This is a genomic window from Acinetobacter sp. 742879, assembly GCF_000588535.1.
Taxonomy (GTDB): Bacteria; Pseudomonadota; Gammaproteobacteria; order Pseudomonadales; family Moraxellaceae; genus Acinetobacter; species Acinetobacter pittii.
On record NZ_JFYC01000001.1, the window covers coordinates 518776 to 545728 of the forward strand.

Annotated in this window: 27 protein-coding genes; 21 read left to right on the top strand and 6 right to left on the bottom strand. The window is 36.9% G+C overall.

Features of this window, described 5'->3' with window-relative positions:
• Positions 1 to 1416 carry an anthranilate 1,2-dioxygenase large subunit gene (antA, locus tag J690_RS07250; RefSeq protein WP_032035053.1) on the bottom strand — a complete coding sequence of 472 codons (1416 nt, stop codon included), beginning with the start codon at positions 1414 to 1416 and terminating at the stop codon, positions 1 to 3.
• A gap of 221 nt (positions 1417 to 1637) precedes the next feature.
• Here antA and J690_RS07255 point away from each other — a divergent pair, with 221 nt between their 5' ends.
• From J690_RS07255 to J690_RS07285, 7 genes are all read left to right on the top strand, one after another.
• A complete protein-coding gene (locus tag J690_RS07255) occupies positions 1638 to 1988 on the top strand; it encodes a winged helix-turn-helix domain-containing protein (RefSeq protein ID WP_032035055.1) in 351 nt (116 codons plus the stop codon).
• A gap of 188 nt (positions 1989 to 2176) precedes the next feature.
• Positions 2177 to 2962 (top strand): molybdate ABC transporter substrate-binding protein, encoded by a 786-nt coding sequence (gene modA / locus J690_RS07260; protein ID WP_032006181.1) that lies wholly within the window; start codon positions 2177 to 2179, stop codon positions 2960 to 2962.
• Positions 2959 to 3651, top strand: coding sequence for a molybdate ABC transporter permease subunit (modB, locus tag J690_RS07265; protein WP_000971585.1), 693 nt, complete (start codon positions 2959 to 2961; stop codon positions 3649 to 3651). Before modA ends, modB begins: the two co-directional genes overlap by 4 nt.
• Positions 3652 to 3655: 4 nt before the next feature.
• Positions 3656 to 4276 carry an ATP-binding cassette domain-containing protein gene (locus J690_RS07270; RefSeq protein WP_032006182.1) on the top strand — a complete coding sequence of 207 codons (621 nt, stop codon included), beginning with the start codon at positions 3656 to 3658 and terminating at the stop codon, positions 4274 to 4276.
• Between the two features lie 359 nt (positions 4277 to 4635).
• On the top strand, positions 4636 to 5406 hold the full coding sequence (locus tag J690_RS07275; RefSeq protein WP_032035059.1) for an SDR family oxidoreductase: 771 nt from the start codon (positions 4636 to 4638) through the stop codon (positions 5404 to 5406).
• A gap of 67 nt (positions 5407 to 5473) precedes the next feature.
• Positions 5474 to 6136 carry an isochorismatase family protein gene (locus J690_RS07280; protein WP_032035061.1) on the top strand — a complete coding sequence of 221 codons (663 nt, stop codon included), beginning with the start codon at positions 5474 to 5476 and terminating at the stop codon, positions 6134 to 6136.
• 505 nt (positions 6137 to 6641) lie between these two features.
• Positions 6642 to 7043: a transcriptional repressor gene (locus J690_RS07285; RefSeq protein ID WP_032035063.1), complete on the top strand. Its 402-nt coding sequence runs from the start codon at positions 6642 to 6644 to the stop codon at positions 7041 to 7043.
• A gap of 66 nt (positions 7044 to 7109) precedes the next feature.
• Here J690_RS07285 and J690_RS07290 read toward each other — a convergent pair whose 3' ends face one another.
• On the bottom strand, positions 7110 to 8900 hold the full coding sequence (locus J690_RS07290; protein ID WP_032035065.1) for a bifunctional metallophosphatase/5'-nucleotidase: 1791 nt from the start codon (positions 8898 to 8900) through the stop codon (positions 7110 to 7112).
• 248 nt (positions 8901 to 9148) lie between these two features.
• Here J690_RS07290 and pqqA point away from each other — a divergent pair, with 248 nt between their 5' ends.
• From pqqA to J690_RS07325, 8 genes are all read left to right on the top strand, one after another.
• Positions 9149 to 9223: a pyrroloquinoline quinone precursor peptide PqqA gene (pqqA, locus tag J690_RS23670; protein ID WP_001982218.1), complete on the top strand. Its 75-nt coding sequence runs from the start codon at positions 9149 to 9151 to the stop codon at positions 9221 to 9223.
• Positions 9224 to 9297: 74 nt separating this feature from the next.
• Complete coding sequence (pqqB, locus tag J690_RS07295; RefSeq protein WP_032035067.1) at positions 9298 to 10209, top strand: pyrroloquinoline quinone biosynthesis protein PqqB; 912 nt, start codon at positions 9298 to 9300, stop codon at positions 10207 to 10209.
• An 8-nt stretch (positions 10210 to 10217) separates the two neighbouring features.
• Positions 10218 to 10976: a pyrroloquinoline-quinone synthase PqqC gene (gene pqqC, locus J690_RS07300; RefSeq protein ID WP_032035072.1), complete on the top strand. Its 759-nt coding sequence runs from the start codon at positions 10218 to 10220 to the stop codon at positions 10974 to 10976.
• A complete protein-coding gene (gene pqqD / locus J690_RS07305; protein ID WP_004792407.1) occupies positions 10973 to 11257 on the top strand; it encodes a pyrroloquinoline quinone biosynthesis peptide chaperone PqqD in 285 nt (94 codons plus the stop codon). Before pqqC ends, pqqD begins: the two co-directional genes overlap by 4 nt.
• Complete coding sequence (pqqE, locus tag J690_RS07310) at positions 11254 to 12408, top strand: pyrroloquinoline quinone biosynthesis protein PqqE (protein WP_032035075.1); 1155 nt, start codon at positions 11254 to 11256, stop codon at positions 12406 to 12408. Before pqqD ends, pqqE begins: the two co-directional genes overlap by 4 nt.
• 18 nt (positions 12409 to 12426) lie before the next feature.
• The gene (locus J690_RS07315; protein WP_032035081.1) at positions 12427 to 13479 is read left to right on the top strand and encodes a dipeptidase; all 1053 of its coding nucleotides are present in this window, start codon (positions 12427 to 12429) and stop codon (positions 13477 to 13479) included.
• Positions 13480 to 14058: 579 nt separating this feature from the next.
• Positions 14059 to 14235, top strand: coding sequence for a hypothetical protein (locus J690_RS23675; protein WP_002113575.1), 177 nt, complete (start codon positions 14059 to 14061; stop codon positions 14233 to 14235).
• 252 nt (positions 14236 to 14487) lie between these two features.
• Positions 14488 to 14724 carry a hypothetical protein gene (locus J690_RS07325; protein WP_017481147.1) on the top strand — a complete coding sequence of 79 codons (237 nt, stop codon included), beginning with the start codon at positions 14488 to 14490 and terminating at the stop codon, positions 14722 to 14724.
• A gap of 80 nt (positions 14725 to 14804) precedes the next feature.
• On the opposite strand, the gene J690_RS07330 is transcribed toward J690_RS07325, so the two are convergent.
• Entirely contained in the window at positions 14805 to 17912 is a 3108-nt protein-coding gene (locus J690_RS07330; protein WP_032035082.1) for an efflux RND transporter permease subunit, read from the bottom strand.
• Complete coding sequence (locus J690_RS07335) at positions 17909 to 19075, bottom strand: efflux RND transporter periplasmic adaptor subunit (RefSeq protein ID WP_032035083.1); 1167 nt, start codon at positions 19073 to 19075, stop codon at positions 17909 to 17911. Before J690_RS07335 ends, J690_RS07330 begins: the two co-directional genes overlap by 4 nt.
• Positions 19076 to 19218: 143 nt before the next feature.
• Between J690_RS07335 and adeR the strand changes: the two genes are divergently transcribed.
• The 3 genes from adeR (at position 19219) to J690_RS07350 (ending at position 21711) form a co-directional block, all read left to right on the top strand.
• A complete protein-coding gene (gene adeR, locus J690_RS07340) occupies positions 19219 to 19950 on the top strand; it encodes an efflux system response regulator transcription factor AdeR (protein ID WP_032035085.1) in 732 nt (243 codons plus the stop codon).
• Positions 19940 to 21004 carry a two-component sensor histidine kinase AdeS gene (gene adeS, locus J690_RS07345; RefSeq protein WP_032035086.1) on the top strand — a complete coding sequence of 355 codons (1065 nt, stop codon included), beginning with the start codon at positions 19940 to 19942 and terminating at the stop codon, positions 21002 to 21004. The genes adeR and adeS overlap by 11 nt, the downstream gene beginning before the upstream one ends.
• Before the next feature lie 119 nt (positions 21005 to 21123).
• Positions 21124 to 21711: a uracil-DNA glycosylase family protein gene (locus J690_RS07350; protein ID WP_032035088.1), complete on the top strand. Its 588-nt coding sequence runs from the start codon at positions 21124 to 21126 to the stop codon at positions 21709 to 21711.
• A 17-nt stretch (positions 21712 to 21728) separates the two neighbouring features.
• On the opposite strand, the gene J690_RS07355 is transcribed toward J690_RS07350, so the two are convergent.
• Positions 21729 to 23318: a phospholipase D family protein gene (locus tag J690_RS07355; protein ID WP_081405086.1), complete on the bottom strand. Its 1590-nt coding sequence runs from the start codon at positions 23316 to 23318 to the stop codon at positions 21729 to 21731.
• Between the two features lie 188 nt (positions 23319 to 23506).
• Here J690_RS07355 and J690_RS0104040 point away from each other — a divergent pair, with 188 nt between their 5' ends.
• From J690_RS0104040 to J690_RS07365, 3 genes are all read left to right on the top strand, one after another.
• Positions 23507 to 23941 carry a GFA family protein gene (locus J690_RS0104040; RefSeq protein WP_081405087.1) on the top strand — a complete coding sequence of 145 codons (435 nt, stop codon included), beginning with the start codon at positions 23507 to 23509 and terminating at the stop codon, positions 23939 to 23941.
• Between the two features lie 188 nt (positions 23942 to 24129).
• Positions 24130 to 24585 carry a hypothetical protein gene (locus J690_RS07360; RefSeq protein WP_032035091.1) on the top strand — a complete coding sequence of 152 codons (456 nt, stop codon included), beginning with the start codon at positions 24130 to 24132 and terminating at the stop codon, positions 24583 to 24585.
• 831 nt (positions 24586 to 25416) lie between these two features.
• Positions 25417 to 25722, top strand: coding sequence for a hypothetical protein (locus tag J690_RS07365; protein WP_032003640.1), 306 nt, complete (start codon positions 25417 to 25419; stop codon positions 25720 to 25722).
• A gap of 66 nt (positions 25723 to 25788) precedes the next feature.
• Here J690_RS07365 and J690_RS07370 read toward each other — a convergent pair whose 3' ends face one another.
• The gene (locus tag J690_RS07370) at positions 25789 to 26946 is read right to left on the bottom strand and encodes a catalase family protein (RefSeq protein WP_032035093.1); all 1158 of its coding nucleotides are present in this window, start codon (positions 26944 to 26946) and stop codon (positions 25789 to 25791) included.
• Positions 26947 to 26953: the final 7 nt, after the last annotated feature.

Here is a 26953-nt window from a genome sequence, read left to right on the forward strand (position 1 = left end):
TTACACCTCATCCATTACGGCATTATTTTCAAAAGTAATATCCTGCATTTTCAAGGCTTTCTTGTTTAAGCCGTCGAGCATTAGGCGTTGCCAGTGCCCATGTTGATTTACATAGAGTCCTTCATGGGTAAATTCACGGCCAGTAATGACGGGTTGAATGCCTAAGTCTTGCGAGTTTTTGGTCGCGCCATATTCCCAAGACTGACAACCACGCGAAATATCGCTCCAACGTTCAAGACGTGCTTGGAAACCTTTTTGCTGTTCACGGAATTCAACTAAATCATCTGGTGTACCAAGGCCCGACACATTAAAGAAATCTTCAAACTGACGAATACGGTTACGGCGTGCTTCAGCAGATTCACCTTTAACCCCAATACATTGACTAATGACTTCGGTTTTGTTCCATGCCACTGGACGAACAATACGAAGCTGTGAACTAATTTGGTCCATAAAGAATAGGCTAGGGTACAAGTTTAAGTTTCTTAAACGATGCATTGCCCACTCAGCATATTTGTCGCCATATTTTTCGACCATATACGGCATAACTGTACTGTAGCCCGGACGAACTGTTGGGTTTGGCATGTCACTAAATAAAACACTATGGCCATTCTTAAAACTGAACCAGCCATCGTCAGTTTCTGAGTCACCCGCACCCAACTTGCTATAGTCGAGCGTGTCGAGTTCCGCACCTTTTGATGCATTGACTTGTTGACGGTGTTGGACCGTAGAGACATAGTTATAGTGAACAGTGCTGACATGGTAGCCATCTAAGCCATTTTCATTTTGTAGCTTCCAGTTACCTGCAAAAGTATAAGATGACTTGCCTTGTAATACTTCGAGCTCACCGGTTGGCGACTGGTTAACCATTAAATCAAGGAACAGTTTTGCATCACCTAAAAAGTCTTCTAGCGTATCTGTTGCTTGAGTATCAAGGCTTACAAATACAAATCCACGATAGCTGGCAATACGGCCTTGTTTTAAGCCACGGCTTGATTTATCAAAATCTTCACAGTACTCGCTAGGCGCTTTGACTTTAACCAAACGACCATCTGACTTATAGCACCAAGCATGGAATGGACAGGTAAATGTAGATTGATTGCCTTTTGCAACACGTGTTAAGGTCGCACCGCGGTGTTCACAAGCATTGACCATGGCATGTAGTTCGCCTTTACCATCACGGCTCACAATAATCGGCTGACGGCCAATTTGAACGGTTAGGAAATCATGATTGTTTGGAATCTCACTTTCGTGGCATGCATAAATCCAAACCTTTTCAAAAATAAGTTCCATTTCCAAGTCAAATAGTTCAGGCTCAGTAAACATATTACGTGCAATACGAAACACGCCATCATTAGGACGGAAGTCGATACATCCATCTATAAAATCATTCCATTGTTTTAAATTAGATGAGGTCATTGCTCAATCCTCCAATCAATCAGCTTTTAAATGATTGAACCGCGATTAAGCCTTTGCCTCTATCCGTTTTTTCCAGATCTTTATCCACTTTGTGCAGTTTTGATTTTTTTAATAAGACTCTTTTTAAGAGCTAATTGAGATTTAAATTTGTATATGTCTTAGCTTGTTAAACTTCCCTATAATGTTAGCGAGCATAAAATAAACTTTTGTGAACTAAGTCTATGAAAGAACAAAACTTAAAATTACAAATTAGAATTCTTTTAGAGCAAAACATCGCATTTGGTCCGGGTAAGGCAGACTTACTTGAAGCAATTGAGAGAACGGGATCGATCTCACAAGCTGCAAAATCTATGAATATGAGCTACCGCCGTGCATGGCAGTTAGTCGACACCATGAATCAGTGCTTTGAAACAGCGTTAGTGGAAACACAAACAGGTGGAACACATGGTGGTGGGGCAGCCGTTACACCTTTGGGCCAGAAAATCTTACAGCATTACCGCCAAATGGAAATCAATGCTCGACAAGCCTTAGAACATGATTATCAAATCATGAGTAGCTATTTAAAAGGTTAAGATAAAAGATTGTTTAGGCATGAAATCTTTTAATTTGGTATAGCTTTTGCTTAATTCAAATTACGTGCTGAAAAAGCACTGCTGCATTCCAGACATCTATAGTTAATGAATTATGCTTTTCATAATCTTCATGTAGCGCTATATTCTTGGGTATATATCGCTGCAAAAACGACAAAAAGGTAAAAATAATGGTAAGTGATACGAAGATAAAAAAGTTAGCTTTAGCCTATTCAGTCTTCAGCATAGGATTGGTCTTTAATGTTCCAGCCAAGGCTGAATCGGTTACCGTTTATGCAGCAGCGAGCTTAACCAATGCGATTAACGATTTAGAAAAAATTTATGAAAAACAAAATAAAGTAGAAGTTAAAACTTCGTATGCAGGTTCATCGACCTTAGCTAAACAAATTGAAGCTGGAGCACCAACTGATATTTTTATTTCAGCAGATACCCAGTGGATGGAATATCTGCAAAACAAAAAACGAGTTGCAGCAAATGACCGTATAAATTTATTAGGTAACCGTTTGGTGCTAATTACCCCAAAAGGGCAATCATTAAACATAAAATTAGATAAAGCCACAGATCCTAATAAAGTGTTTACAGGCAAGATTTGTACAGGAGATACCAAAAGTGTGCCTGTAGGCAAATATGCTAAACAAGCTTTTACTAACTTAGGTTGGTGGAGTCGTATTGAGCCAAAGTTAGTTGAAACAGAAGATGTTCGAGCTGCATTAAACTTTGTTGCGCGAGGTGAATGTCAGGTCGGTATTGTCTATGCAACCGATGCTACGATTAGTAAAGACGTGAAGGTAGCTGGCATATTTCCGGAAAATACCCATTCACCAATTATTTATCCTGTAGGGATGATTAAAAAGAACTCAAACTCAGCAAAGTTCTATCAATTTTTACAAAGCAACCAAGCCAAAGCTGTCTTTAAAAAATATGGCTTTAGCGTGTTGGCTCCAGTCAAGCCATGATGTTTTCTTTAACCCCAGAAGAGCTCAGTGTGCTGCAACTTTCTTGTAAGGTGGCAGCAAGTTGTCTTGTGGTCAGTATTATTCCTGCAATTTGTGTGGGATGGTTTTTGGCACGTAAAGAGTTTTGGGGGAAGTCATTCATTGAAACATTGGTGTTTTTACCTTTAGTACTACCGCCAGTAGTTCCTGGTTATTTGCTTTTACAAGTTTTTGGGAGCCGCGGCATTATTGGGCAATATTTGGCCCCACTCGGAATTGATTTTGCATTTAACTGGAAAGGCGCCGTTCTTGCTTCGGCAGTGATGGGTTTTCCACTGTTGGTGCAATCTATTCGATTAGCGATTGAACTGGTCGATCAGCGTTTAGAAATGGCAGCAAAGACATTAGGAGCTTCATCTTTAGGGGCATTTTTTCATGTCACTTTGCCTCTTGCCAGCAGTGGCATTTTAATTGGTGCTATTTTATGTTTTTGCCGCAGTTTAGGGGAGTTTGGGGCCACCATTACCTTTGTGGGTAATATTTCAAATGAAACACGGACTTTGCCTCTAGCCATGTATAGCTTAATGCAACAGCCCGATACAGAAGCAGCTATTCAAAGGCTTATTGTTTTATCGTTAAGTGTAGCTTTTCTGGCATTATGGTTTGCGCAGTGGTTTCATCGTTATCAAAAGAAGCGTTTAGGGCGGTAAAATTATGTTGATTGATTGCCGTTTTGAGCTACACATGGGCCAATTTCATATTGAGCCTAGTTTCCAGTCAGATGCTTCTGTTATTGGCTTATTTGGTGCCTCTGGGTCAGGTAAAACGTCCATTTTACATGCCATTGCAGGGCTGAACACTCCGCGTAGTGGGCTCATTAAAATACAGGATCAAACGTGGTTTGATTCAAATCAAAAAATTAATGTCAGCACGCAAAAGCGGCATGTTGGATTGGTTTTTCAAGATGCTCAGCTTTTTCCGCATAAAACAGTCAAGCAAAATTTATTGTTTAGTTTTAAGCATCTTTCCCAACAAGAACGTCACTTTGAAGCAGATTACATTATTGAGTTATTAAAGTTAGGGCATTTATTACAACGTATGCCTATCAAACTCTCGGGTGGGGAAAAGCAGCGCGTGGCACTAGGTCGAGCATTATTATATTCGCCTAAGCTGTTACTGCTTGATGAGCCATTATCAGCATTAGATGCGAACCATAAAGCTGAAATTATTCCTTTTTTTCAAAAGGTAAAAGAGGAACTAAAAATCCCGATGATTTATGTAAGTCATGATATTCAAGAGATTAAACAACTGACCGAAACTATGTGGATTTTATAATTTTTCATTTTTTATACGCATTTCCAAACTTACGAGAGTCGGAGTTATAGAGAACTCATTCTGAGCCTGCGGGAGATTGAACCCTAAAAAGTTACTAGGTTTGATAAACCATAAATCTGATTTTAGCCGAATAAATCAAAAGCCACCTTATTGAAAATGATTATTAATAATAAAATATTTCCAACCTTCTAATTTAATAAAATACATATAAAACAATATTTTATTTTATAATTCTAAGCTGTAACTCATTTGTATAAGATCATAAATTAATCTTTTATCTTAATTTGCTATTGATAAGAATGATAATTATTTGCAATTATGTTTATAGATTTCTTTATAATATAAATTGGAGTATCCACATGCGCTCTACCATCGTGGTCACAGGTGCTGCAAGAGGAATAGGAGCGGCTATTGCCAAGCAACTACTAGATCAGGGCTATCACGTTATTGGTATTGACCGACAAGAAAATCCTAAACAATGGGATATCAGCAAAACAATAACGCCAGATCAAACTTCACAATGGCAAGGCATCTCACAAGACATTACCCATCAACAAGAAACACAAACTTTAATTTCAGAGCTTTTAGAAAGATACGAAATTACGGGTTTAGTAAATGCAGCAGGAGTATTAATTATGCGCTCCATGCTTGAAGCCAAAACGGAAGATTGGGAAACACTTTTTGCGGTCAATGTCATGGCACCTATCGCGATCAGCCAACAAGTTGCTAAACATTTTTGTGCAAAAAGGCGGGGTAGCATTGTCACTATTAGTTCAAATAGTGCACGCATGCCGCGTATGCAACTTGGTATGTACGCCACCACTAAGGCTGCACTGAGCCATTTTTGTCGCAATCTGGCACTTGAAATTGCACCTTATCAAGTCAGGCTAAATATTGTTTCACCTGGATCTACTCTCACTCAAATGCAGCAACAACTCTGGACTGATAATACACCTCCACCTGCAGTAATTGATGGTGATTTGAGTCAGTACCGAACAGGTATTCCCTTAAGAAAACTCGCCCAACCAGATGATATTGCCAATACCGTGAGCTTTTTACTTTCGGACCAAGCCACCCAAATTACGATGCAAGAAATAGTGGTAGATGGAGGGGCCACACTTGGGGTTTAAAGACTACTTCAGCACTACAACCATCTGAAATTAAAAATATTTTGAAAGATAGAAAAGGAAAATACTAATGAGTATTCCAAAGATTGCAAGTTACAGTATGCCCCAAGCCCATGAATTTACTCCCAACAAAACAAATTGGCCATTGCATACCAATCGAGCTGTTTTATTGGTTCATGATATGCAGCAATATTTTTTAGATTTCTATGACTTAACTCAGGAACCTATTCCAGAACTCATTAAAAACACCAAAGCATTAATTGATGCCGCTCATCAGTCTAATATTCCCGTTGTTTATACAGCACAACCGGGTAATCAATCACCTGAACATCGACAGTTATTAACTGATTTTTGGGGACCTGGTTTAAAGAACGAGCCGAGCTTTACGCAGATTTTGCCAAAAATTTCACCTCAAAAAAACGATACGGTTCTTACCAAGTGGAGATATAGTGTTTTTAAATTTTCTCCGCTCGAACAACTCATGCGGGACTCTGGTCGCGATCAACTCATTATCTGTGGTGTATATGCACATATTGGTTGTTTAATGAGTGCTGCGGAAGCATTTATGCTAAACATACAGCCATTTTTATGTGGTGATGCGTTGGCTGACTTTAGCAGAGAAGAGCACGATATGGCATTAAAATATGCCAGTACACGATGTGCTCAAGTCATGACAACACAACAAGTGATTCATGCATGGATGCAAGAACAAGATGCACTATCTTTAGCATAATAGTCATTTAACTTATTCTACTTAAAATATAAAAAGCAGATCATCGATCTGCTTTTTATATAGGTGGAAATGAATCCTTATAATAGAGAATTGATGCAACTCATCATCATTTAATCAGTAAGATATAATGGTTATCATTATGTATTTGATAATTACTTAATATTGAATATTAAAACTTATATGTATATGATACACCGCTAAACATAAATGATAATATTTATCATATGTTAATCATTATATAGAATAAGGTCGGAAAATGACTTAATGAAGAGGGGGCGCCATATGGTTCAGCTCAAGAATGCTTTTATTCACCAAGCGCGTACATGTAGATAGTGAGGTAGGAATAATATTAAATTATTCAGAAACTTATAATCAGATCAAAGCTTATTTATAGGGTAATAAGCTCTGATTTATACATCAAATCATTTCCATAATTTTCAAGTAAGTATAGACAAAATAATTTTAAAAAATTTCTATATTTTTTCAACATTAAGGTTAATTAATCATGACAGCAACTTCAAAATCATTATTAAATGGACTACCCATAAAAAAATCGAGAATACAGGTTTTTGAAATTTTAAATCAAAATCCACAAGGCTTAAGTGCCGTGAGTATTTATGCGCAAATTAAAAATGAACATAAAATAACGCTAGGAACGATTTATCGAATCTTGTCAGAATTTGAAAACCGTAAACTCATCAAAAGAGTATTTCTAGGAAAAAGCAAAAGTATTTATAAGCTTAGAAAAGACAAGATGAGTTGTAACCTCATTTCGCTCAAAACCTCTGAAGCCTTGAACTTTGAACATGACAAAGTTAAAGAATTACTTCATGAGGTTACTGATATTATTTTTGCAAATACCGGAGTCGATATCAGTAGTGTTGAGCTCAATCTATATACCGAATAAAAATCTTTTAAACTGCCATAAAAATAAAGGACAGCATCATAGTGTCCTTTATTGTCATTAAATCAGTTACTTGATAACTTTAATTCGAGTCGTAGCTGGAATAGTTAAAGGTGAATCTTTAGAATTTTCAGCAACATAGTTTTCAAGCGCATCAATATCTTGACCACCACCGACACGGTTTTGGCCTTCTTTTAATACCGTAAAGTTGTCACCACCATCTGCCAAGAAGCTATTTACCGTCACGCGATACACTTTAGTGTCAACCAACGGCGAACCTGCAATCATAATATTACTTGCTCGTGGTGAAACAGATGTATTTGCCGCATATTGGTAACTCAACTCCTTAGACGGTTGTAAAATTCTAGGCGAATTTGCATTTGCACCAGACCATTGCTGTTCAAGCACATCTCTAATCTGTTTACCGGTTAAGCTCAACGTCACAATAGAGTTACCGAATGGTTGAACCGCAAAAACATCGCCAAAGGTAATCTGGTTATTACTATTAATAAATAGATCAGCACGCACACCACCTGGGTTCATTAGCGTAAAGTCTGAGCCTTGATTACTTGCTTTTAAGGCAGCCGCTTGCTGAGCATCTGCAATCATAATACCTAGCGGACTTTCACCACTTTCGACTTGAGTACGGCTCACAACTGCAGTAGATGTACCAACCACACGACTTGAAATGGTGGTCACAGCTTGGCGGTATTTATCTAAAATTGCTTCAATGCTTGGGGTTTTACTAAATTTTTGATAGAGATCTGTAAGACTTACTGTGGTTGTACCAGACGTATATGCTTCACTTTGTACAGGAACCTGTTTCGCATCTTTTTTAATTACATCACCAGTTTTACCATCTAATTCAATCTTGATGTCAGTAATAAGCGTGCCATATTGTCCAGCTGAAGTAAGTAAGAATGGTTTAGCCGGATTTTTTGTTGCATAGTCACAAATATAAGATTGATGTGTGTGACCTGAAACAACAATATCAACTGCTGGATTAAGCTTATCCAAAATTCCTAAAATCGGACCACTTAAACCATCACATGTTTTTTGATTGAGCTTCGTACTTGGCGCTGCACCTTCATGGACAACGACTACAATAGCTTCAATTCCTTGTTTTTTTAATTCAGGAATCAGGGCATTTACTGTATCTGCTTCATCACGGAATTCAACATCTTTAATACCTGCCGCAGAAACAATACTTGGCGTCGCTTTAAGAGTTAAACCAATAAATGCGACTGGAATTCCGCCATAAGTTTTGACTTTATAGGCTGGGAAGATCGTTTTACTGGTGTCATTTTTCATTGCGACGTTAGCAGCAAGGAAATCAAATTTTGCACCGCTAAAATTTTTATTAATTTGACAAGGTGCAGTGCTGGTATATTGCTGACATCCACCATTTTTTAAACGGCGTAATTCGTCTGTACCCCGATCAAATTCATGGTTACCTACAGCATTAAAGTCAATCTGAATATCATTCATGACTTCAATGGTTGGTTCATCTAAAAATAAAGAAGAGGTGAGAGGAGAGGCGCTAATTAAATCACCTGCCGAAACCACAGCATTATTTGGATTTTCTGCTTTAAGTTTTTTAATCGCATCGGCGAAGTAACTCACTCCTCCCACAGGAATACGAACAGATTGAGCAGCATCATTTGGATTTGGTGCCTCGACATAACGCTTAGGTGGCTCAAGATTTCCATGAAAGTCATTAAAAGCTAAAATATTTACGGTTTGATTGGTTCTTTGGGCAGGTGATGCTGTGTCATTATCATCATCTTCATTACATCCCACCAATAATGCTACAGCCAGAGAAAGTGTTGTTACTTTAAAAAGTATTGTTAAATTTTTCATTTTTTTATCATTTGATCAATTAAGACGGATAAAAAATACGCTTTTAGTATGAATGTTTGATGAAACACCCAATAGGCAAATATGTTCGAAATATTAAAATTTGGACAAAAAACACAATTATCGAACAATATCTTAGCTAGGGGTGGTCTACAAACCCAATTTTTTTATTTAGAATAAATTTTTAATTGCCTTATAAATCTTAATCAAGTGATTCATTTCATAAGATTAATATGAACCGGAGATAATTTATGCAATGGACTAAACCAGCTTTTACTGATTTACGCATTGGTTTTGAAGTTACAATGTACTTTGAAGCACGTTAATCAGTTTCATCAAATATGTCATAAGCCCTAGTCTTGTTCTAGGGCTTATCTCTTTCTAATAAGATATTAATTTTATGTATATTTATGTTTTAGGTTCAGCTGCCGGAGGCGGGTTCCCGCAGTGGAATTGTAATTGCCCGAACTGTCATGGTGTACGCACAGGTTCAATCCAAGCCAAAGCTCGTACTCAATCATCTATTTCGGTTTCTGAAAATGGAACAGACTGGGTTTTATTAAACGCATCACCTGATATCCGCCAGCAACTCTTCGAATTTAAAGCAGCTCAACCAGCGCGTAAATTGCGTGATACAGGAATAACAAGCGTTATTTTAATGGATAGTCAGTTAGACCATACCACTGGGCTTTTAACCTTACGTGAAGGTTGTCCAATGAATGTATGGTGTACAGAAATGGTCCATCAAGATTTAACGAGCGGTTTTCCAGTATTTAATATGCTTAAACACTGGAATGGTGGTCTTCAATATCATGAGATTAACCCTAAACAAGCTTTTAAAATTGATGGTTTCGAAAATTTAGAATTTTTACCTTTAATTATTAAAAGTGCAGCTCCACCATATTCACCGCATCGAAATGACCCACATGACGGCGACAATATTGCTTTAATTATCAAAGATCATAAAACACAAAAGCAGTTATTCTATGCACCGGGTCTTGGAAAAATTGACGATCAAATCATGCAGATTATGCAGAGTTCAGACTGCGTCATGATTGATGGTACACTTTGGACAGACGATGAAATGCAACAAACAGGGGTTGGAACTAAAACTGGCCGTGAAATGGGGCATTTATATATTAGTGGCGAAGGTGGTTCACTGTCTTATTTAAACCGGCTGAGTACACCTAAAAAAGTGCTGATTCATATTAACAATACAAATCCGATTTTAAATGAAAACTCTAGCCAGTTTGCTGAGCTTAAGGCAAATGGTGTAGAAGTTGCCTATGATGGCATGCAGATTGAACTCTAAGGTGAAACATGACTCAAACACCTGAAGCTTTAACGACTGAACAATTCAAACAAGCCATTATCGATAAAGGCCAGTATTATCATATTTATCACCCATTTCACGTGATGATGTATGAAGGTAAAGCCACCCAGCAACAAATTCAGGCTTGGGTTGCAAACCGATATTACTATCAAATTAATATTCCGCTTAAAGATGCGGCGATTATGGCAAATTGCCCTGATCAACGAGTCCGTCAAGAATGGATTCAACGCATGATCGATCAAGATGGTGAATATCCAGATGGCGGTGGCCGAGAAGCATGGTTACGGTTAGCTGAAGCTGTGGGCTTGAGTCGTGAACAAGTTATTTCGGAAGAATTAGTTTTGCCGGGTGTACGTTTCGCAGTAGATGCATATGTGAACTTTGCACGTCGTGCTTCATGGCGTGAAGCAGCAAGCAGTTCTTTAACCGAAATTTTTGCGCCACAGATTCATCAGTCACGACTTGATTCATGGCCACAACACTACCCATGGATTGATGATAAAGGCTATGAATATTTCCGTTCTCGTTTGAGTCAGGCACGCCGTGATGTTGAACATGGTTTAACGATTACGCTTGATTCATTTACAACTTTTGAGCAACAAGAACGAATGCTTGAAATATTGCAGTTTAAGCTGGATATTTTATGGAGCATTTTAGATGCTTTAACTTTGGCATATGTTCACAATGAAGCACCATATCACAGCGTGACAAGCAAACGAGTTTGGCACAAAGGACTATTTAAATGAATAAAGAGCAGTTTGATTTAAACCTTGTACCAACATGGCGACAAGGTTACCGTTTTCAGTTCGAGCCAGCTCAAAATGGTTTTGTGATTTTATATCCTGAAGGCATGATCAAATTAAATGAAAGTGCAGGGGCAATTGGACAATATATTGATGGGCAGCAAAATGTTTCTGCAATTATTGCTCAGTTAAAGCAAAAATTTGGTGATATTGCTGAGATAGATCAAGATGTCGTGGATTACATGCTGGTTGCAAAGCAGCAACACTGGATTGATTTAGTATGACTGAAGGTGTTGGCCTGCCTTTATGGTTATTAGCGGAGTTAACTTATCGTTGTCCGCTACAATGCCCATATTGCTCAAACCCATTAGACTACGCTCAGCATAAAAATGAACTAACCACCCAAGAGTGGTTTGACGTTTTTGATCAGGCGCGTCAAATGGGTGCTGTTCAACTTGGTTTCTCTGGCGGTGAACCACTGGTACGTCAAGATTTAGAACAACTCGTTGCACATGCTCATCAGCAAGGGTTTTATACCAACTTAATTACCTCAGGCATGGGTCTTACCGAACAACGTATTGCTGATTTAAAACAAGCGGGTTTAGACCACATTCAAGTGAGCTTCCAAGCGAGTGATCCTGTTGTAAATGATGCCTTGGCAGGTTCAAAGCATGCTTTCGAACAAAAGTATGAAATGTGCCGACTGGTTAAGAAATACGATTATCCAATGGTACTTAATTTTGTTATTCATCGACATAACATTGACCAGATTGAACAAATTATTGAACTTTGCCTTGAGCTGAATGCAGATACAGTCGAGCTAGCAATTTGTCAGTTTTATGGTTGGGCTTTTTTAAACCGCCAAGGTTTATTACCTACACAAGAGCAACTGACACGTGCAGAACGGATTACCAATGAATATCGAGAAAAATTAAAAGCGCAAAATCATCCTTGCAAACTTATTTTTGTAGTGCCTGATTATTATGAAGAACGACCAAAAGCCTGTATGAATGGCTGGGGTAAAATCTTCTTTACAGTTGCTCCAGATGGTATGGCGCTACCTTGCCATGCAGCACGACAACTGCCCATTTCGTTTCCAAACGTCCTCGAACATAAATTGTCAGATATTTGGTACAAATCAACCGGATTCAATCATTTCCGTGGCGATGCATGGATGCCAGAAGGGTGCCGTAGCTGTCCCGATAAAGATCGTGACTTTGGCGGATGTCGTTGTCAGGCCTATATGTTGACTGGAGATGCGGCTAATGCTGATCCTGTATGTGGGAAATCGCCGTATCATCAAATGATTGAACAAGCGCGGGCAGAAAGTCAATTGGCTGTACCTTTGCAAAATTTAGTATTCCGTAATAGTAGAAACTCTAAATCTTTAAGCGCCACACAAAATATTCCAGTCCACATGATTACAGATATATAGCAATTAACAGGAATACTTATGAAGCCTTGCCATATTCCAGTTTTTGATGGACATAATGACGCATTAACACGTTTATGGCTAAGTGACCATCCAGATCCTGTACATGCTTTTATTCATGAGCGTTTAGTGGGCCATCTTGATTTAAAACGCTGTCAAGAAGCTGATTTTATTGGTGGAATGTTTGCGATTTTTTTACCACCATATAGCTATGTGCAACAGCATCATTCCAATAAATTATTTGATCAGAATGCTTCTGATTTTACGCAACAGCAAATTGAACAGATTTGCTTGGAACAACTCGATTTAGCTCATCAACTCGCTCAGCATTCTAAAAATATTAAAATTTGTACATCAGTTCAAAATATTCAGGATTGCTTAGCAGAGCAAAAGCTAGCAATTGTGTTGCATATGGAAGGTGCAGAAGCTCTACAACAAAATCCTGATTTACTCGATGTATTTTATGCAAGAGGTCTGCGTAGTATTGGTCCACTCTGGAATAGACCGAGCCGCTTTGGACATGGTTTAAATGCTAAGTTTCCCCATTCACCCGACACCGGAGCGGGTCTTACCAGCGATGGCAAAGACTTTATAAAACGCTGTGCCGATAAAAAGATGGTGATTGATGTTTCACACATGAATGAGAAAGCTTTTTGGAATACTGTAGATATATTGCAGCAGCCAATTGTAGCAACACACTCTAATTCACATGCTTTATGCCCTCAAGCTCGCAACTTAACTGACCCACAGCTTAAAGCAATACGGGAAAGTAAAGGGATGGTGGGGGTAAATTTCGATGTCGCTTTTTTACGGTCGGATGGACAACGAAATGCAGATACATCGATTGATGTAATTTTGGAACATTTAGAATATTTAATGGATCATTTGGGCGAAGAATATGTGGGCTTTGGTTCGGACTTCGATGGTGCACTTATAGGTACTGAACTTGAAGATGTGACAGGCCTACATCGCTTAATTGAACGTATGCAACAGCGTGGTTATTCTAAAACACTGATTGAAAATATATGTCTTAATAATTGGGTGAGGGTGCTTTATAGAATTTTTGGTCAATAATGAATGACTAAACAGAGTTAATCTACAGAATCATAACTATTTTTTTATTGGCCGAAATGACTAAAAAAAATACAAATAGTTTAATTGTCAACCATTCGGTATATTCACTACACTCAACCTTACTGAATGTAAGAACATTTGGTATTTCAGGTCTTTTGTGGTTTTCACATCACCCATTTCTTTATGAGAAGTAGAAATGGGTTTTTTCTTATCCTAATTATATAAACGTGACAGTCATCACAATAATCGCTAATTATTGGTAAAAACCCTCAATCCCATCTTGACTAAAAGTTCAGCATTAAATACATTTGTAATGTATTTTTAAAGATAATAAGATTGCCTAAAGCGATTCATAATACTGCTTAATCCTGAAATACAGTGAAAAGCCTATTCTTTTTTAGAATAGGCTTTTTGCTTTGTATCAAAATTTATTTTTCGGGATTATTTTTCTCTTCAATTAACATAAAAAATAAACACCTTACAAAAGCGGAGCAAATCAAAGCCGTTAAATAACAAATTTTATGCTATTAATTTAAGCTAATTTCTCAAAAGTTACTCCGTTAATCGAAGAGGTGCAAAATGTTAAAGTCAATTATAGTATTGGGAACAGGTATCGCGATTGGGATGTGTATGTACAAGAAAAAGCAAAAAAATAGCAAAAGCTTTACCACAGATAGTGATACAGACTCATTGATTAGTAAAGACACTGCTAAAAATAAAGATGATGGTTCGCTGGATAACGCAGTACAAGTTTAGAATTAAATAAAAAGGGTTCAGTTAATGAACCCTTTAATTTTGATTAAAAGTAAATTTTTTAATAAGTAATATCTACATTGAATAGATTAACTTAAAAATAATATTTAAATTAAATAATCACTCAACTATTCATTTAATTATTACAAAAATATGATTAGAACAAAGAAAACACTTTCATTATTAAAATTTACATATTGTATCAGTGCAATCTTTATTATTGTCGATGCGGATAATAAAAAAATGGAGACTAGTATGTCAAAACGCCATATCTTAAAAGAAGTGAATGCTAAAAGCATGTGTGGTATGGAAATCGTTGTCGAACAAATTTATGAAAATATCAATGAAAAAAACTTTGTAGACGTTGAACTGGAACAGAGCTGGTTACCACTTTCTAAAATTGTGATTTCGGATAAAGTCATCAATTTAGATCCAGATAATAGCTTTGCTCATCCTAGAACAGGTAAAGTCTTTAAAGTCCTTAATTCTTAATCGTTTTTCTGTAAGTACATTTTTCATATTTCTAAGTCATTGAGGCGAAACATAGATACGTTTCGCCTCAATGTATTTAACTAAGAATTAATTTTCTTTTTGGAAAATAGTTTCTCTGCGGCTCCCAACACAAAAATAAAGAACACGGGAACAAAAAAGATGGCCAAGATGGTGGCAGATATCATGCCTCCAAATACTCCTGTACCTAATGCATGCTGAGTTTCCGAACTTGCTCCAGTTGCAATGACCAATGGGATAACACCACAAGTAAAGGCAAGGGAAGTCATCAAAATTGGGCGTAGGCGTAACTTTGCTGCTGCAACGGCTGCTTCAATTAAAGTCATGCCTTCTTCTTTGAGCATCTTTGCGAACTCAACAATTAAAATCGCATTTTTGGCAGATAAACCAATAATAGTGATAAGACCAATTTTGAAGAAAATATCGTTTGGCATTCCTCTTAACATAATGGCCATTACCGCACCAAAGATGCCTAAAGGAACAACAAGCATGACAGATAACGGAATTGACCAACTTTCATAAAGTGCAGCTAAAACTAAAAACACGACTAACATTGATAAAGCAATAAGGAATACCATTTGAGATTCAGATTGCTTTTCTTGCAGTGAAATACCTGTCCACTCATAACCAATACCTTGAGGAAGTTTGGCAATCAGCTTTTCCATTTCTCGCATCGCATCACCTGAAGATACCCCTATGTTAGGCACGCCAGCGATACTTAATGATGGTCGGCCATTGTAGCGATTATATTGCTGCGGCAACTTATTCCACTGAGGAATCACGACCTCAGATAAAGACACCAGTTGTCCGTTTGCGCCTGCAACCTTCAAACTCAAGATATCTTTTAAATGCATTCGTGATTTTGCATTGGCTTGAACAATAACTTGCTGCATTCTGCCTTGATTTGGAAAATCATTGATATACATCGATCCCATTGAGGTCGAAATAATATCTGAAACAGAAGCAAAGCTTACTCCTAGAGTGTTTAGTTTTTCGCGGTCGATCTTCAAGCTAATATTGTCACCTTGAGGTAGACCTTCTGGGTAAACCATGTAAAATTTTTTGTTTTGGGCCGCCATTTCCATAAGCTTTTCTTGCGCCGAAATTAAAGCAGGCATTCCTAAGTTTGCTTTGTCTTGTAAACGTAAACTAAAGCCTGAAGATGTACCCAATTCATCAATGGCCGGAGGAAGTACAGACATAGTTGTACCTTCTTTACTGTTTGCCATTTCTGCATTTATGAAGTTGGTATAGTCAGTAGTAGATTTATCACGCTCACCAAAATCTTTTAAGGTTGTAAAAGCGAGTGCAACGTTTTGGCCAGCGCCACTAAATCCCCAACCCATAATTGAAATATTGCTTTTAACATCCGACTGCTCATTTAAATGGCCTTCAAAATCTTTCACAATTTTTGTTGTACGTTCAGCAGTCGCATCTGAAGGTAATTGGAAAGACGTTAAAAACCAGCCTTGATCTTCCTCTGGCATAAAAGCAGTTGGCCAATATTTCATACCTGCAAAAGTTAAACCTGTAATCACCACAAAAATAATTAAAGTCGGAATAGTATGTTTAACGACTTTAAGTAAAATCGCTTCATATTTTTTTGTGACTTTATCAAAGCTACGATCAAACCATGCATAAAAACCTTTCTTTTGATGATTTGCATCAACAGGTTTTAATAAGGTTGCACAAAGTGCAGGGGTGAGTGTTAAAGCTAAAAATGCCGAGAATAAAATTGAGACTGACATCGTAATGGTAAATTGGCGGTAAATAATACCGACCGAACCACTTGCTAAAGCCATTGGTAAAAATACGGCTGCCAACACCAAGGTAATACCAATAATCGGACTGGTAATCTCTGTCATGGCTTTAGAAGTCGCTTCTTTAGGAGATAGACCTTCGGTTGCCATAATTCGTTCTACATTCTCAACGACTACAATCGCGTCATCGACAATAATCCCGATCGCAAGCACCATACCGAACATAGTTAACACATTAATTGAGTAACCGGTTAAAAGCATGATGGTAAAGGTGCCAAGCAGGGCAATTGGAGCGACAATCGCAGGAATTAAGGTATAGCGAACATTATGAAGAAATAGATACATCACAATGAAGACCAAAACCATGGCTTCAATTAATGTATGAACTACCTTTTCTATCGAAATTTTAACAAAAGGAGCAGTATCGTAAGGAACGCTAAATTGCATGCCTTCAGGTAAATTTACTTTTAATTCTTCGAGTTTCTGTTTTACCGCATCTGCTGTTTTTACTGCATTTGCACCAGGGCTCAACTGAATAGCTGCAGCTGTTGCAGGTTTACCATTTTCTAAAATCGCAAAATTATATGACTGAGCTCCCATTTCTACATCGGCGACATCCGACAACTTAATATTGGCGCCGCTAATATTGCTCTTTAGACTAATATTTTTGAACTGCTCTACATTTTCAAGCTGTCCTTGAGCGGATAAAGGTATGGTAATTAATTGACCATTAACTAGAGGACGGTCACCAAGTCTACCTGGTGCAATATCGATATTATTGTTACGAATCGCATTATTTACATCACTAATCGATAGACCATAAGAAACTAATTTATTTGGATCTACCCAAATTCGCATCGCTTTTTCAGCACCAAATGACTGAATTTTTCCGACACCTTCAACACGTTTAAGCTCTTCGACCACATTACGAACCAGATAATCACTCAAATCGACTTCTGAATAACGATGGTTAGGTGAGTTTAAACCAACAAGCATTAAAAAGCCTGAGGAAGATGCCTCTACAGCTAAGCCTTGTTGGCGGACGACTTGGGGTAAGCGTGCTTCAACCGCTTTAATTTTGTTTTGTACGTCGACTTGTGCCATATCCACATCGGTACCGGGTTTAAATGTCGCGGTAATTTCAGCGGTTCCTGAAGAATCCGTTGTAGCACTATAGTAGAGTAAGTTTTTTACTCCTGACATTTCCCGTTCAATGAGGGTAATCACACTATCATTAATCGTTTTGGGAGTAGCGCCAGGATAACTTGCTGTAATGTTTACTTCGGGTGGAGCGACACTCGGAAAGCGTGCAATGGGTAGCTTTGGAATACTCAGCACACCAAATAGAATAATAAAAATTGCAATTACCCATGCAAAAACAGGACGGCGAATAAAGAATTGAGACATCATTTAGCATCTCCTTGCTTCACCGTATTTTCTGTTGAGGCCGCTTTCCATGCTGAAATTGCTAGTTTTTGGTTGGGCTGGATACGCTCTATACCTTCAACGACAACTTTTTCGCCTGCTTTCAGCCCTCTATTGATGAGATAAAACTGCTCATATTGTTGCCCTAACTCTACTGAGCGAACATCTGCGCCACCTTTGGCATTCACTACATAAACTTGAGGATCGCCATTCATATTGCGCTGAATAGCTTGTTCTGGCACGAGTAAGGCCTGAGGAACCGAAGCACGCTCAATATTAACGCGGACATACATACCCGGCAGTAATTTTCTTTCAGTATTGGTCACTTCAATACGGATGGTGACATCCCCAGTTTCAGGGTCCACATTAATATCTTCAAACAGCATTTTTGCTGTAACGTTATAGGGCTGTCCCAAACTATTCAAAATCTGTACAGCTTTTTGATTGTTGGCAGATAACTCACCACTTTGAAGGGCCGCCTGTAGGCGCTCATATTCTCCAATAGACTGCTTTACATCGACATAAACGCGGTCAATTTGTTGTATGGTCGCCATAGTATTGCTATCAGCCTGACTAACCAAAGCGCCTTCGGTTATGAATGATTTACCAATACGCCCGGAAATCGGTGCTCGCACTGTCGCATACTGTAAATTAAGATTTTGACGAGCCAATAACGCTTTCATTTGAGCAACATCTGCAATCGCTTGTCGATATTGCGCTTCGACATTACTTACTTCTTGCTTACTAATCGCATTACTTGGTAAAAGTTGCTGGTAGCGCTCAAGTTGTATTTTTAAGCGGTTTACTTCTGCTTCAGCTTTATTTAAACCCGCTCGATTACTATTTACATCAGCCTCAAATGTTTCTGAGTTTATTTTGTATAGAGGTTGTCCAGCTTTAACTTCACTACCCTGAGCGAATAAAACTTTTTCGATAATACCGCCAACTTGAGGACGAATTTCGGCAGTTCTGAAAGCTTGAACGCGCGCCGGTAGATTTTCACTAAAGTTAATAGACTGCGGTTGAATTGAAATAACGGTAACCTTAGCCGTAGATACTTGTGTTTGATCACTTACTTGTTCATTGCCACAGCCATGTAATACAAGACCGAAAGATAAAACGAATGGAACTAAAAAATGCTTTTGCACTTTTATAACACCTAATGGACTTCTAGATGCTGGCATTATTTTTGATGTGTGTGTAACCAAAATCACGAATATGTGGAAAAAGTGTGGAGATCTATCAAAAAATACGAGTATGATAAATCAAATTTTTCCCGCGTTTTATTGCTATGTTCGAGTCAACCTTTACGTTTAATTGTCAGGATAAGCTTATTCTTGTTGTAGAAGATGAATATGATATTGGCGATATTATTGAACATTATCTTAAGCGTGAGGGTATGCGTGTTGTACGGGCCATGAATGGTAAGCAGGCAATTGAAATACACGCAGCGCAGCCTATTGATCTGGTGATTCTCGATATAAAAATGCCGGAACTGAGCGGGTGGGAAGTACTGAATAAAATTCGGCAAAAAGCAGCAACACCAGTCATTATGCTTACGGCTTTAGATCAAGAAATTGATAAAGTCATGGCTTTAAGAATTGGAGCAGACGACTTTGTCGTAAAACCCTTTAACCCAAATGAAGTGGTCGCACGTGTACAAGCAGTACTAAGACGTACTCAACAAAACCAGCAAACTCCTAACCGAAATCTGATTTATAAAAATATTGAGGTGAATGCCGAAATTCATACTGCTTATATCCATTCGGGGGATCAAAAACAAGCACTCAATTTAACTCTAACTGAGTACAAAATTTTATTACTGATGTTGCCTCATCCTCATAAAGTCTTTACCCGTTCAGAACTCATGAATCAGTGTCTACCAGATCGAGATGCATTAGAACGTACGGTCGATAGTCATGTCAGTAAGCTACGAAAGAAAATAGAAGATCTGGGTTTACGAAATATGCTCATTAATGTTCGTGGTGTAGGCTACAGGTTGGATCATCCACATGAAAAATAAAACGGGAATTAGTAAGCAACTGATTATTGCACTGAGCTTTACCAGCCTAAGTGTTACGCTGAGTTCGCTAATTTTAGGTTATGGCACCTACTATGTTGCAATTGAAGTAGGGCTTATATCTCTCGAAAAGCTGAAAGAAAGTGATGAGTTTTTCCACTATCTAGATGGTATATGGTTATTCGCCGTGCTTTTGTTTGGCACAGCATTATCAATTATTTTAGGCATCAAGCTTGCTCAACGTTTTATTGTGCCTATTAATCTATTAGCAGATGCAGCAAAGAAAATTAGTCATGGGGATTTAAGCGCTCGAGTTGAAAAACCAATGCATCATTCTTCTGAAATTGGTGAGCTTATGGATAATTTTAATGATATGGCTCAAAAACTAGAGACCTCAGTTGAAAATGCTCATGTCTGGAATGCCGCAATTGCACATGAGTTGAGAACGCCAGTCACCATTTTGCAAGGTAGGTTGCAGGGAATTATTGATGGTGTTTTTGAAGCTGACCCTATTTTATTTAAAAACTTACTGAATCAAGTAGAAGGTCTTTCAAACCTAGTCGAAGATTTACGTACATTGAGTCTTTTTGAAAACCAACAGCTTAGACTTAACCTCGAAACGATTTGTTTTAATGAAACTGCTCATAAAGTCGTGCACATGTTTGAAGAAAAATTAGAAAAAGCTCAGCTTAAAGTCATTTTCGATATTGAAGCGCCAAAAGTTGAGTGTGATCAACGGCGAATTGAACAGATTTTAATTGCTTTACTGGATAACGCTACACGTTATGCAAATCCGGGAAAGTTAATTGTTTCAACGAGACAAGAACAAACTAGCTGGATTCTTGAAATAGAAGATGAAGGACCAGGCATTTCAGCTGAGCATCTTAAAGATTTATTTAACCCTTTTTTCAGGTTAGAACAATCAAGAAATAAAGAGTTAGGAGGCACTGGATTAGGTCTTTCGGTTGTACAAGCCCTTGTGATTGCCCATAAAGGTCAAGTCGATTATTTAAATCAACATTCACATAGCATTTTTAAAATAGGCATTCCTCAATAATGATCACCTTTGTACAACCTTTAACGCTTTAATCAAGAGAAATTGCATTTCATGACTCGTGATTAACTAAAAAATAGGTTAATTTGTTGATAAAATTTTTAAGTAAATACTGATTTTTTATGATAATTGAGATAGAAACCCATCCACTTGAGCCATTTTTACCTGAAAATGCCCGTTTATTAATGTTAGGCAGTTTTCCACCGCCACGTAATAAATGGAAGATGGATTTTTACTATCCGAATTTCCAAAATGATATGTGGCGTATTTTCGGTTTAATCTTTTTCCAAGACAAAACTTACTTTTTAAGTGAAAGCCAAAAAAATTTTAATGAAGAACGTATTCGAAACTTCTTGATTGAAACAGGCATTGCAATCTTTGACACGGCTTACCAAATTAAACGGCTAAAGGGGAATGCTGCCGATAAATTTCTGGAAATCGTAACGCCAACAGATCTTGCAGTTTTGCTTCAACAGATTCCTCTATGTCAAACTATTATGACCACAGGCGATAAAGCGACTGATACTTTAATTTCAGTTTTACCAGAGCACACCGATAAACCGCTTATAGGAATGTCTACCTCGACTTACTTTGCTGGACGAAATATTAATTTATACCGTCTACCATCTTCTTCTAGAGCATATCCATTAGCGCTAGAGAAGAAAGCAGAGGCTTATCAAAAATTCTTTAAAGAGATAGGCATTTTATAAGTAAACTTGAAATGCTGTTACATCATCCATTCAACTGGTAAATATGAAACAGCTTTAATCATGGTACGTTGGAAAAGGCTCGTATCTGGATCTTTTTCATATTCAATAATCTTTCCATCCGACTGATAATCTAACCAAACAATTTTGCCTTCACTATTTAACTTAAGCTGGTAAGCAACTTGAGGTAAGTGCTGATCGAGCATGACTGAAATTTGCGCTTGTAATTGACTCGATTCAATAACCAGACCGACCTCAGTATTTAAGTAAGTCGAACGCGGATCAAAGTTAAACGAACCAATAAATACTTTACCGTCTACATCAAAAAACTTGGCATGTAAGCTCGATTTATTTTTACCTTTTGCAGGGATCACACTTCCAGTCACCACTTCATACCAAGTTCTGCGTCTGCGTTCTAAAAAGGGCTTAAACTCAAATAGTTCTACACCACTTTTGAGCATCTCAACTCGATATTGACTATAAAAGGCATGCACAATTGCTACGTCATTTGCAGCAAATGAGTTGGTTAAAACCCTGACTTTAACACCTTGTACCTTGAGTTGTTTTAAATAATAAGTGCCTTGTTGGGTAGGAACAAAATAAGCAGAAGCTAATTCAATATGCTGCTTTGGTTCACCCATAATCTTTAGGACTTGCCCATAAAGCATTTCTTCTTTAGCGGCCAGTCCTAAGATTTTTTTAGGTGAATCAGCAACAAAATATGCTTTTGACCACTGGATTGGATAGTGCTCTAAAAGTTCTTTTAAATAGCTTTGAGCATCGTAAAGCTTATCTTCGGTTTGAGTATGATTTTCACTTTCATGAATTAAATCATGGTAGTGCTGCCTTAGCGTTTGCAAATGGTGAACAGCACATGTTCCCACCAGCTCAGTAGCATTTTGACTTAAATCACTTTGCCAAAAATCATTAAAGACAGACTGTGCATGTTGTACGGTATGTCCATAAAATAAAATATCTAGATCTGTAAACTGAAATTTACTACTTGCATCAAAATACTCACTACTAATATTTCGACCGCCTGTTACCGCAATCACGCCATCTGCAATAATTAACTTATTATGCATGCGATGGTTTACTTTTTTGAACCGAAAAATATAGTCTAAAATTCTTAAATATCTAAACTTATATGGATTAAACAATCGAATTTCAAAATTGGGGTGGTGGAGAAGGCTTCTAAGAACTCCATCCAGCTTTATTCCATTTTGATCATCAATAAGTAAGCGGATTTTTACACCACGATCTGCCGCCGTTAGTAACTCGTGCAGCATTAAGTTTCCAACAAAATCATTTGTCCAAATATAATATTGTAAATCGATTTTTTCTTTTGCATTTCTAATCAGATACATACGAGAAGCGATACTGATAAAGGCATCATCTAATGCCACAAAAGCAGTCAGTCCTTGTTCTGTTTTTTTTGTAGCTTGCTCATCATTCAACCAATTAAAGCTATTCGTCACTATATCATTCTCATCAGGGTCGTATGTACCGTTATACGAAGGTGTATGTGTAAAGCCCCAAGCATTTAATGCCATACTACTATACTGCTGATAAATTTGATTAATCATGTAAGCTTTTAAAGTCGCATCCAAGATAAGCACATCACAGCATTTTTATATTCAATTTATATGTCAAAATTCATATTAAACGTTATAAATACATTCTGCCAAGCCTCAACGCTAGCAATTCTTTATTTTTATAGAGATATATCTATTTAAAAATATAAAGTTAAATTTAACCCTTTTATACCTAATGCTATATTCAACATTATTTTTTAAGGATGCTTGAGATGAGTCACGTGGGTTCTTGTCTATGCAATGAAGTCAAATTTTCAGTTACTAAGAAAATAAACACGGTCTATCATTGCCACTGTAGTCTCTGCCGTAAACAAACCGGAACCGGGGCAAATGCAGCAACATTAGTAAATAAGGATAAATTTGAGTGGTTATCAGGTTTAGAACTTGTCCGTACCTATAAAAAAGAAACAGGCTTCACATCTTCATTTTGCAGTCAATGTGGATCACCAGTACCTAACTTAGTAGGCTCTACTAATTTTATGTGGATTCCATTAGGCCTGTTAGACCAAGATATTGTTGTGCTAAAAAAGCTTAATTTTTGTATCGTTTCAAAGTCACATTGGGTAAACACAGTAGATGCAGATGAATCTTACGATGAACTTCCAACTTTAAATGAACTAGACATATTGTTTGAGTAAAGAATTTTAAAAAATGAGACTTAGTTTGCATTAAATTTAGTTTTTTTCGGATGGTTATGCTTGCAGGTTTCACAAAAACACACTAATTACAATTAGCAGTACAACAATTACATTAGAAAACATGATATCTATCATACTTCCTTAAAGAGCTGAGTGAGTAGCTTAATAATAAAAGGGAGAAAATAGAGATGCCACAATATTTAATCATCGCTGAGAATGCATATAAAAAGATTGAGGACAAAAATCTATTTTCAGAAAGCTCGGCAGAAAACTTAAATCAATTAGTTGGTGTAATTCGTAATGAAATTAAAGGCACCAAATTTAAACTTAAATACAATTTTATAGATTTTGAGGAATGCCTAACTAAGCCCTTAGAGCAGTGTGCCATTAAGTTAGACATGAGCCTTATGCCTAACTATAAAAATAAAGATGAATATATACTCTGGCTTGCAGGTTTTATTGAAAGAATTACAACAGGAGGTGAGGCAAAGCTTCCACCAATCTCAAAATTTATTCCTCCAGACTATAAGTTTAATTATGAGGAACCACCCAAAGTATCATCCTCTACACAAGATGGTGGAGAGATGATCATTAATTATTTCAAATCAGATGCCTTTAATAAAATTATAAGCCAAGAAAAATAAGTACATAAAAAATATAGAAGTGATCGTCCACTACACTTCTATATCTCGCTGTAAATTCAGCAACCGCCTACTGGGGCGGTTTTTTAATTTTATCCACCTTATTCATAAAAAATATATTGTTATAACTTTTCACAAAAGTTTGCATAACGCACAGAATCATTCTCATTGGCCTAAAAACAGATACAACCTTCAATGTTAATTTTAAATTTACTTAATTATCGTTTGGAGATAAGTATGTTCAAGGCTATGTTTTTCTTTGGTGCTGGGGCTGTTTTCGGTTACTGCTGTAAACACAAAGAGGATAAAGCTAAAGAGGAGAACTCATCAAAATAAGTAAAGTGCATTCATAAAGAACTACTACTGAGTTGGTTTTTTATAAGGAGGTGTCTATGCTCCACAACCTTAGACAAGTTTTTTGTATTCATGTCTGGGAATATGACTTTGATATTACTCATGACGAAATTAAAGAATGCAGAAAATGTGGGAAAATTCATAAAATCAAAAGTTTCCCCAAATTAACTTAAGATATAAATTTTTACTTTTAGTCTTAAGTGAATATTAAAAATTAAATAGGCTCAAAATTTTAAATATTGAGCCTATTTAATATAAAATTTAATTAATTACCCTTAAATGAGATTAAAGAATACCTACCAATTTAATCAGAATAAAATCCCAAATAAATCACATTTTAAAACAATAAAATAGTTATATTACACATAACTTATCAATAAAAATTAAAAATACAGAAACAATTTAATAAAAATTAAAAACTTATTTTTATAGCTTTTAACTTATACTTATATTTTACAAATAATTAATAAGGAGATAGAAATGCCAAAATACTTACTATTAGCAGAAAAAATTAATAAAAATATTAAAAGTTCTTATTCAAACAATCATTTTAGAAATTTAAATAATCTTATTGTAGAAATAAAAAAAGCTATTGCAGGCACTGAACTAAAGTTTTTATATAACTTTGTGAACTTCGAAGGTGTTGTTATTAGTGTAAAAAATGAAATCCCTATTAAGCTAGATATGAGTTTGATTCCAAAGCATAAAAGCGAAGATGACTTCATTTTATGGTTGGCAGATTTTATTGATCGAATCACTATCGATACAAGCAAAAATCTTGCTTAAAAAGAAACAATTGCAAACGCTCATCTTTAGAAAAATTTTTACACCAAACTACAATGGCTAAAGTATTTAAGGTTCTTGTCTAAGAGCTGAATTCATATCATGTCGAACTCTGCTGATGTTTTCATAAATGACTTTACGCATTCGGTTTACTGCACCTAATGGTTTATGCTCAGGTAGGGCATGCCACGGTGTAAAAGACAGATTCTCACAAAACTTATTTTGCTCGGGTGTGTCAAAGTTCTGCTTGGGAATATGAATAGTTGCTACTTGATAGAAAGGAGCTGCTTTTTCATCCCATTCTGTCATTGAGTCCTCTACCAACATTTGATTTGAAGTTCGTGGTTGAATAAGAAATTCCATACAAGCATCTGTACTTTGCAAAGTTTTCTTTAAAGCTTCTCTTAAAAAATCATGACTAGGATTCTTGGGTAGATTGTTTGGCTGCATTGAACAAGCACGTACTGAATATTTAACTGCTTGTCGATCATTGCCAAGTCCTAACTGATAGGGAACCATAGACCAATAACGTGCGTATAATGGATTTGCAATTTGTGAATTACGTGCTCCAAGAGCATTCATTGTTCCCTTAAAACCTAACGCAAATGGAATGTGAAGTTTTCTGACCATATTATGGCTATTCACGTCATTCATAAAAGAAAGATATCGTTTAGCATCATTCGCAAAAAAGACTGGATGATTAATCATAATAAAATCTTGAGTGGTTGCTTGCTTTTCACTTTCTAAAATTTTCTGTCCAGACACACCTAAAATTTTTATTGCTATGCCACGTGCATCTTTTTTAAGGTCGGCATTAGAGGCGTCATTTGAAGCATTAGAAAAACGAATCCAGGCTTGATAACTTCGATCTGGAATAAACATTCCTTTAGCAAACTGGGCAGGTATATTTTTTGAGACATGAAAATCGGCACGAACACAACCATGCGCCTTAGGATGTGCATCACGTAAAGCATTTCCAGCCGTATACTGTTCCCGAATTGACTTTTCAATGACTTGAGCTATGTTTTGAGCGAGCAACTCTTCGTTAGGCTGTAACTTTTCTCCTAATACTGCGTCGATCTCTGGATAAACGTTACTTTCCGAAGAGATCTTTGTGGTCGACGTTGTGTTGGAATATAAAGTTTCTGTACAACCTGATAATGCAAATACAAGAGGAGTAAATAAAAACAAACCCTTAAAACTTATAGGCTGTATAAAAGTTTCCATTTATTAA

Coding starts and splice junctions, on each gene's coding strand:
- J690_RS07365 (WP_032003640.1), top strand. CDS start 25,417: ATGCCAAAATACTTACTATTAGCAGAAAAAATTAATAAAAATATTAAA.
- J690_RS07255 (WP_032035055.1), top strand. CDS start 1,638: ATGAAAGAACAAAACTTAAAATTACAAATTAGAATTCTTTTAGAGCAA.
- J690_RS07350 (WP_032035088.1), top strand. CDS start 21,124: ATGATAATTGAGATAGAAACCCATCCACTTGAGCCATTTTTACCTGAA.
- J690_RS23675 (WP_002113575.1), top strand. CDS start 14,059: ATGTTAAAGTCAATTATAGTATTGGGAACAGGTATCGCGATTGGGATG.
- adeR (WP_032035085.1), top strand. CDS start 19,219: ATGTTCGAGTCAACCTTTACGTTTAATTGTCAGGATAAGCTTATTCTT.
- J690_RS07360 (WP_032035091.1), top strand. CDS start 24,130: ATGCCACAATATTTAATCATCGCTGAGAATGCATATAAAAAGATTGAG.
- adeS (WP_032035086.1), top strand. CDS start 19,940: ATGAAAAATAAAACGGGAATTAGTAAGCAACTGATTATTGCACTGAGC.
- antA (WP_032035053.1), bottom strand. CDS start 1,416: ATGACCTCATCTAATTTAAAACAATGGAATGATTTTATAGATGGATGT.
- J690_RS07370 (WP_032035093.1), bottom strand. CDS start 26,946: ATGGAAACTTTTATACAGCCTATAAGTTTTAAGGGTTTGTTTTTATTT.
- pqqD (WP_004792407.1), top strand. CDS start 10,973: ATGAATAAAGAGCAGTTTGATTTAAACCTTGTACCAACATGGCGACAA.
- modA (WP_032006181.1), top strand. CDS start 2,177: ATGGTAAGTGATACGAAGATAAAAAAGTTAGCTTTAGCCTATTCAGTC.
- J690_RS07285 (WP_032035063.1), top strand. CDS start 6,642: ATGACAGCAACTTCAAAATCATTATTAAATGGACTACCCATAAAAAAA.
- pqqE (WP_032035075.1), top strand. CDS start 11,254: ATGACTGAAGGTGTTGGCCTGCCTTTATGGTTATTAGCGGAGTTAACT.
- J690_RS07270 (WP_032006182.1), top strand. CDS start 3,656: ATGTTGATTGATTGCCGTTTTGAGCTACACATGGGCCAATTTCATATT.
- J690_RS07315 (WP_032035081.1), top strand. CDS start 12,427: ATGAAGCCTTGCCATATTCCAGTTTTTGATGGACATAATGACGCATTA.
- pqqC (WP_032035072.1), top strand. CDS start 10,218: ATGACTCAAACACCTGAAGCTTTAACGACTGAACAATTCAAACAAGCC.
- J690_RS07325 (WP_017481147.1), top strand. CDS start 14,488: ATGTCAAAACGCCATATCTTAAAAGAAGTGAATGCTAAAAGCATGTGT.
- J690_RS07275 (WP_032035059.1), top strand. CDS start 4,636: ATGCGCTCTACCATCGTGGTCACAGGTGCTGCAAGAGGAATAGGAGCG.
- modB (WP_000971585.1), top strand. CDS start 2,959: ATGATGTTTTCTTTAACCCCAGAAGAGCTCAGTGTGCTGCAACTTTCT.
- J690_RS07330 (WP_032035082.1), bottom strand. CDS start 17,912: ATGATGTCTCAATTCTTTATTCGCCGTCCTGTTTTTGCATGGGTAATT.
- J690_RS0104040 (WP_081405087.1), top strand. CDS start 23,507: ATGCTTGAGATGAGTCACGTGGGTTCTTGTCTATGCAATGAAGTCAAA.
- J690_RS07290 (WP_032035065.1), bottom strand. CDS start 8,900: ATGAAAAATTTAACAATACTTTTTAAAGTAACAACACTTTCTCTGGCT.
- pqqB (WP_032035067.1), top strand. CDS start 9,298: ATGTATATTTATGTTTTAGGTTCAGCTGCCGGAGGCGGGTTCCCGCAG.
- J690_RS07280 (WP_032035061.1), top strand. CDS start 5,474: ATGAGTATTCCAAAGATTGCAAGTTACAGTATGCCCCAAGCCCATGAA.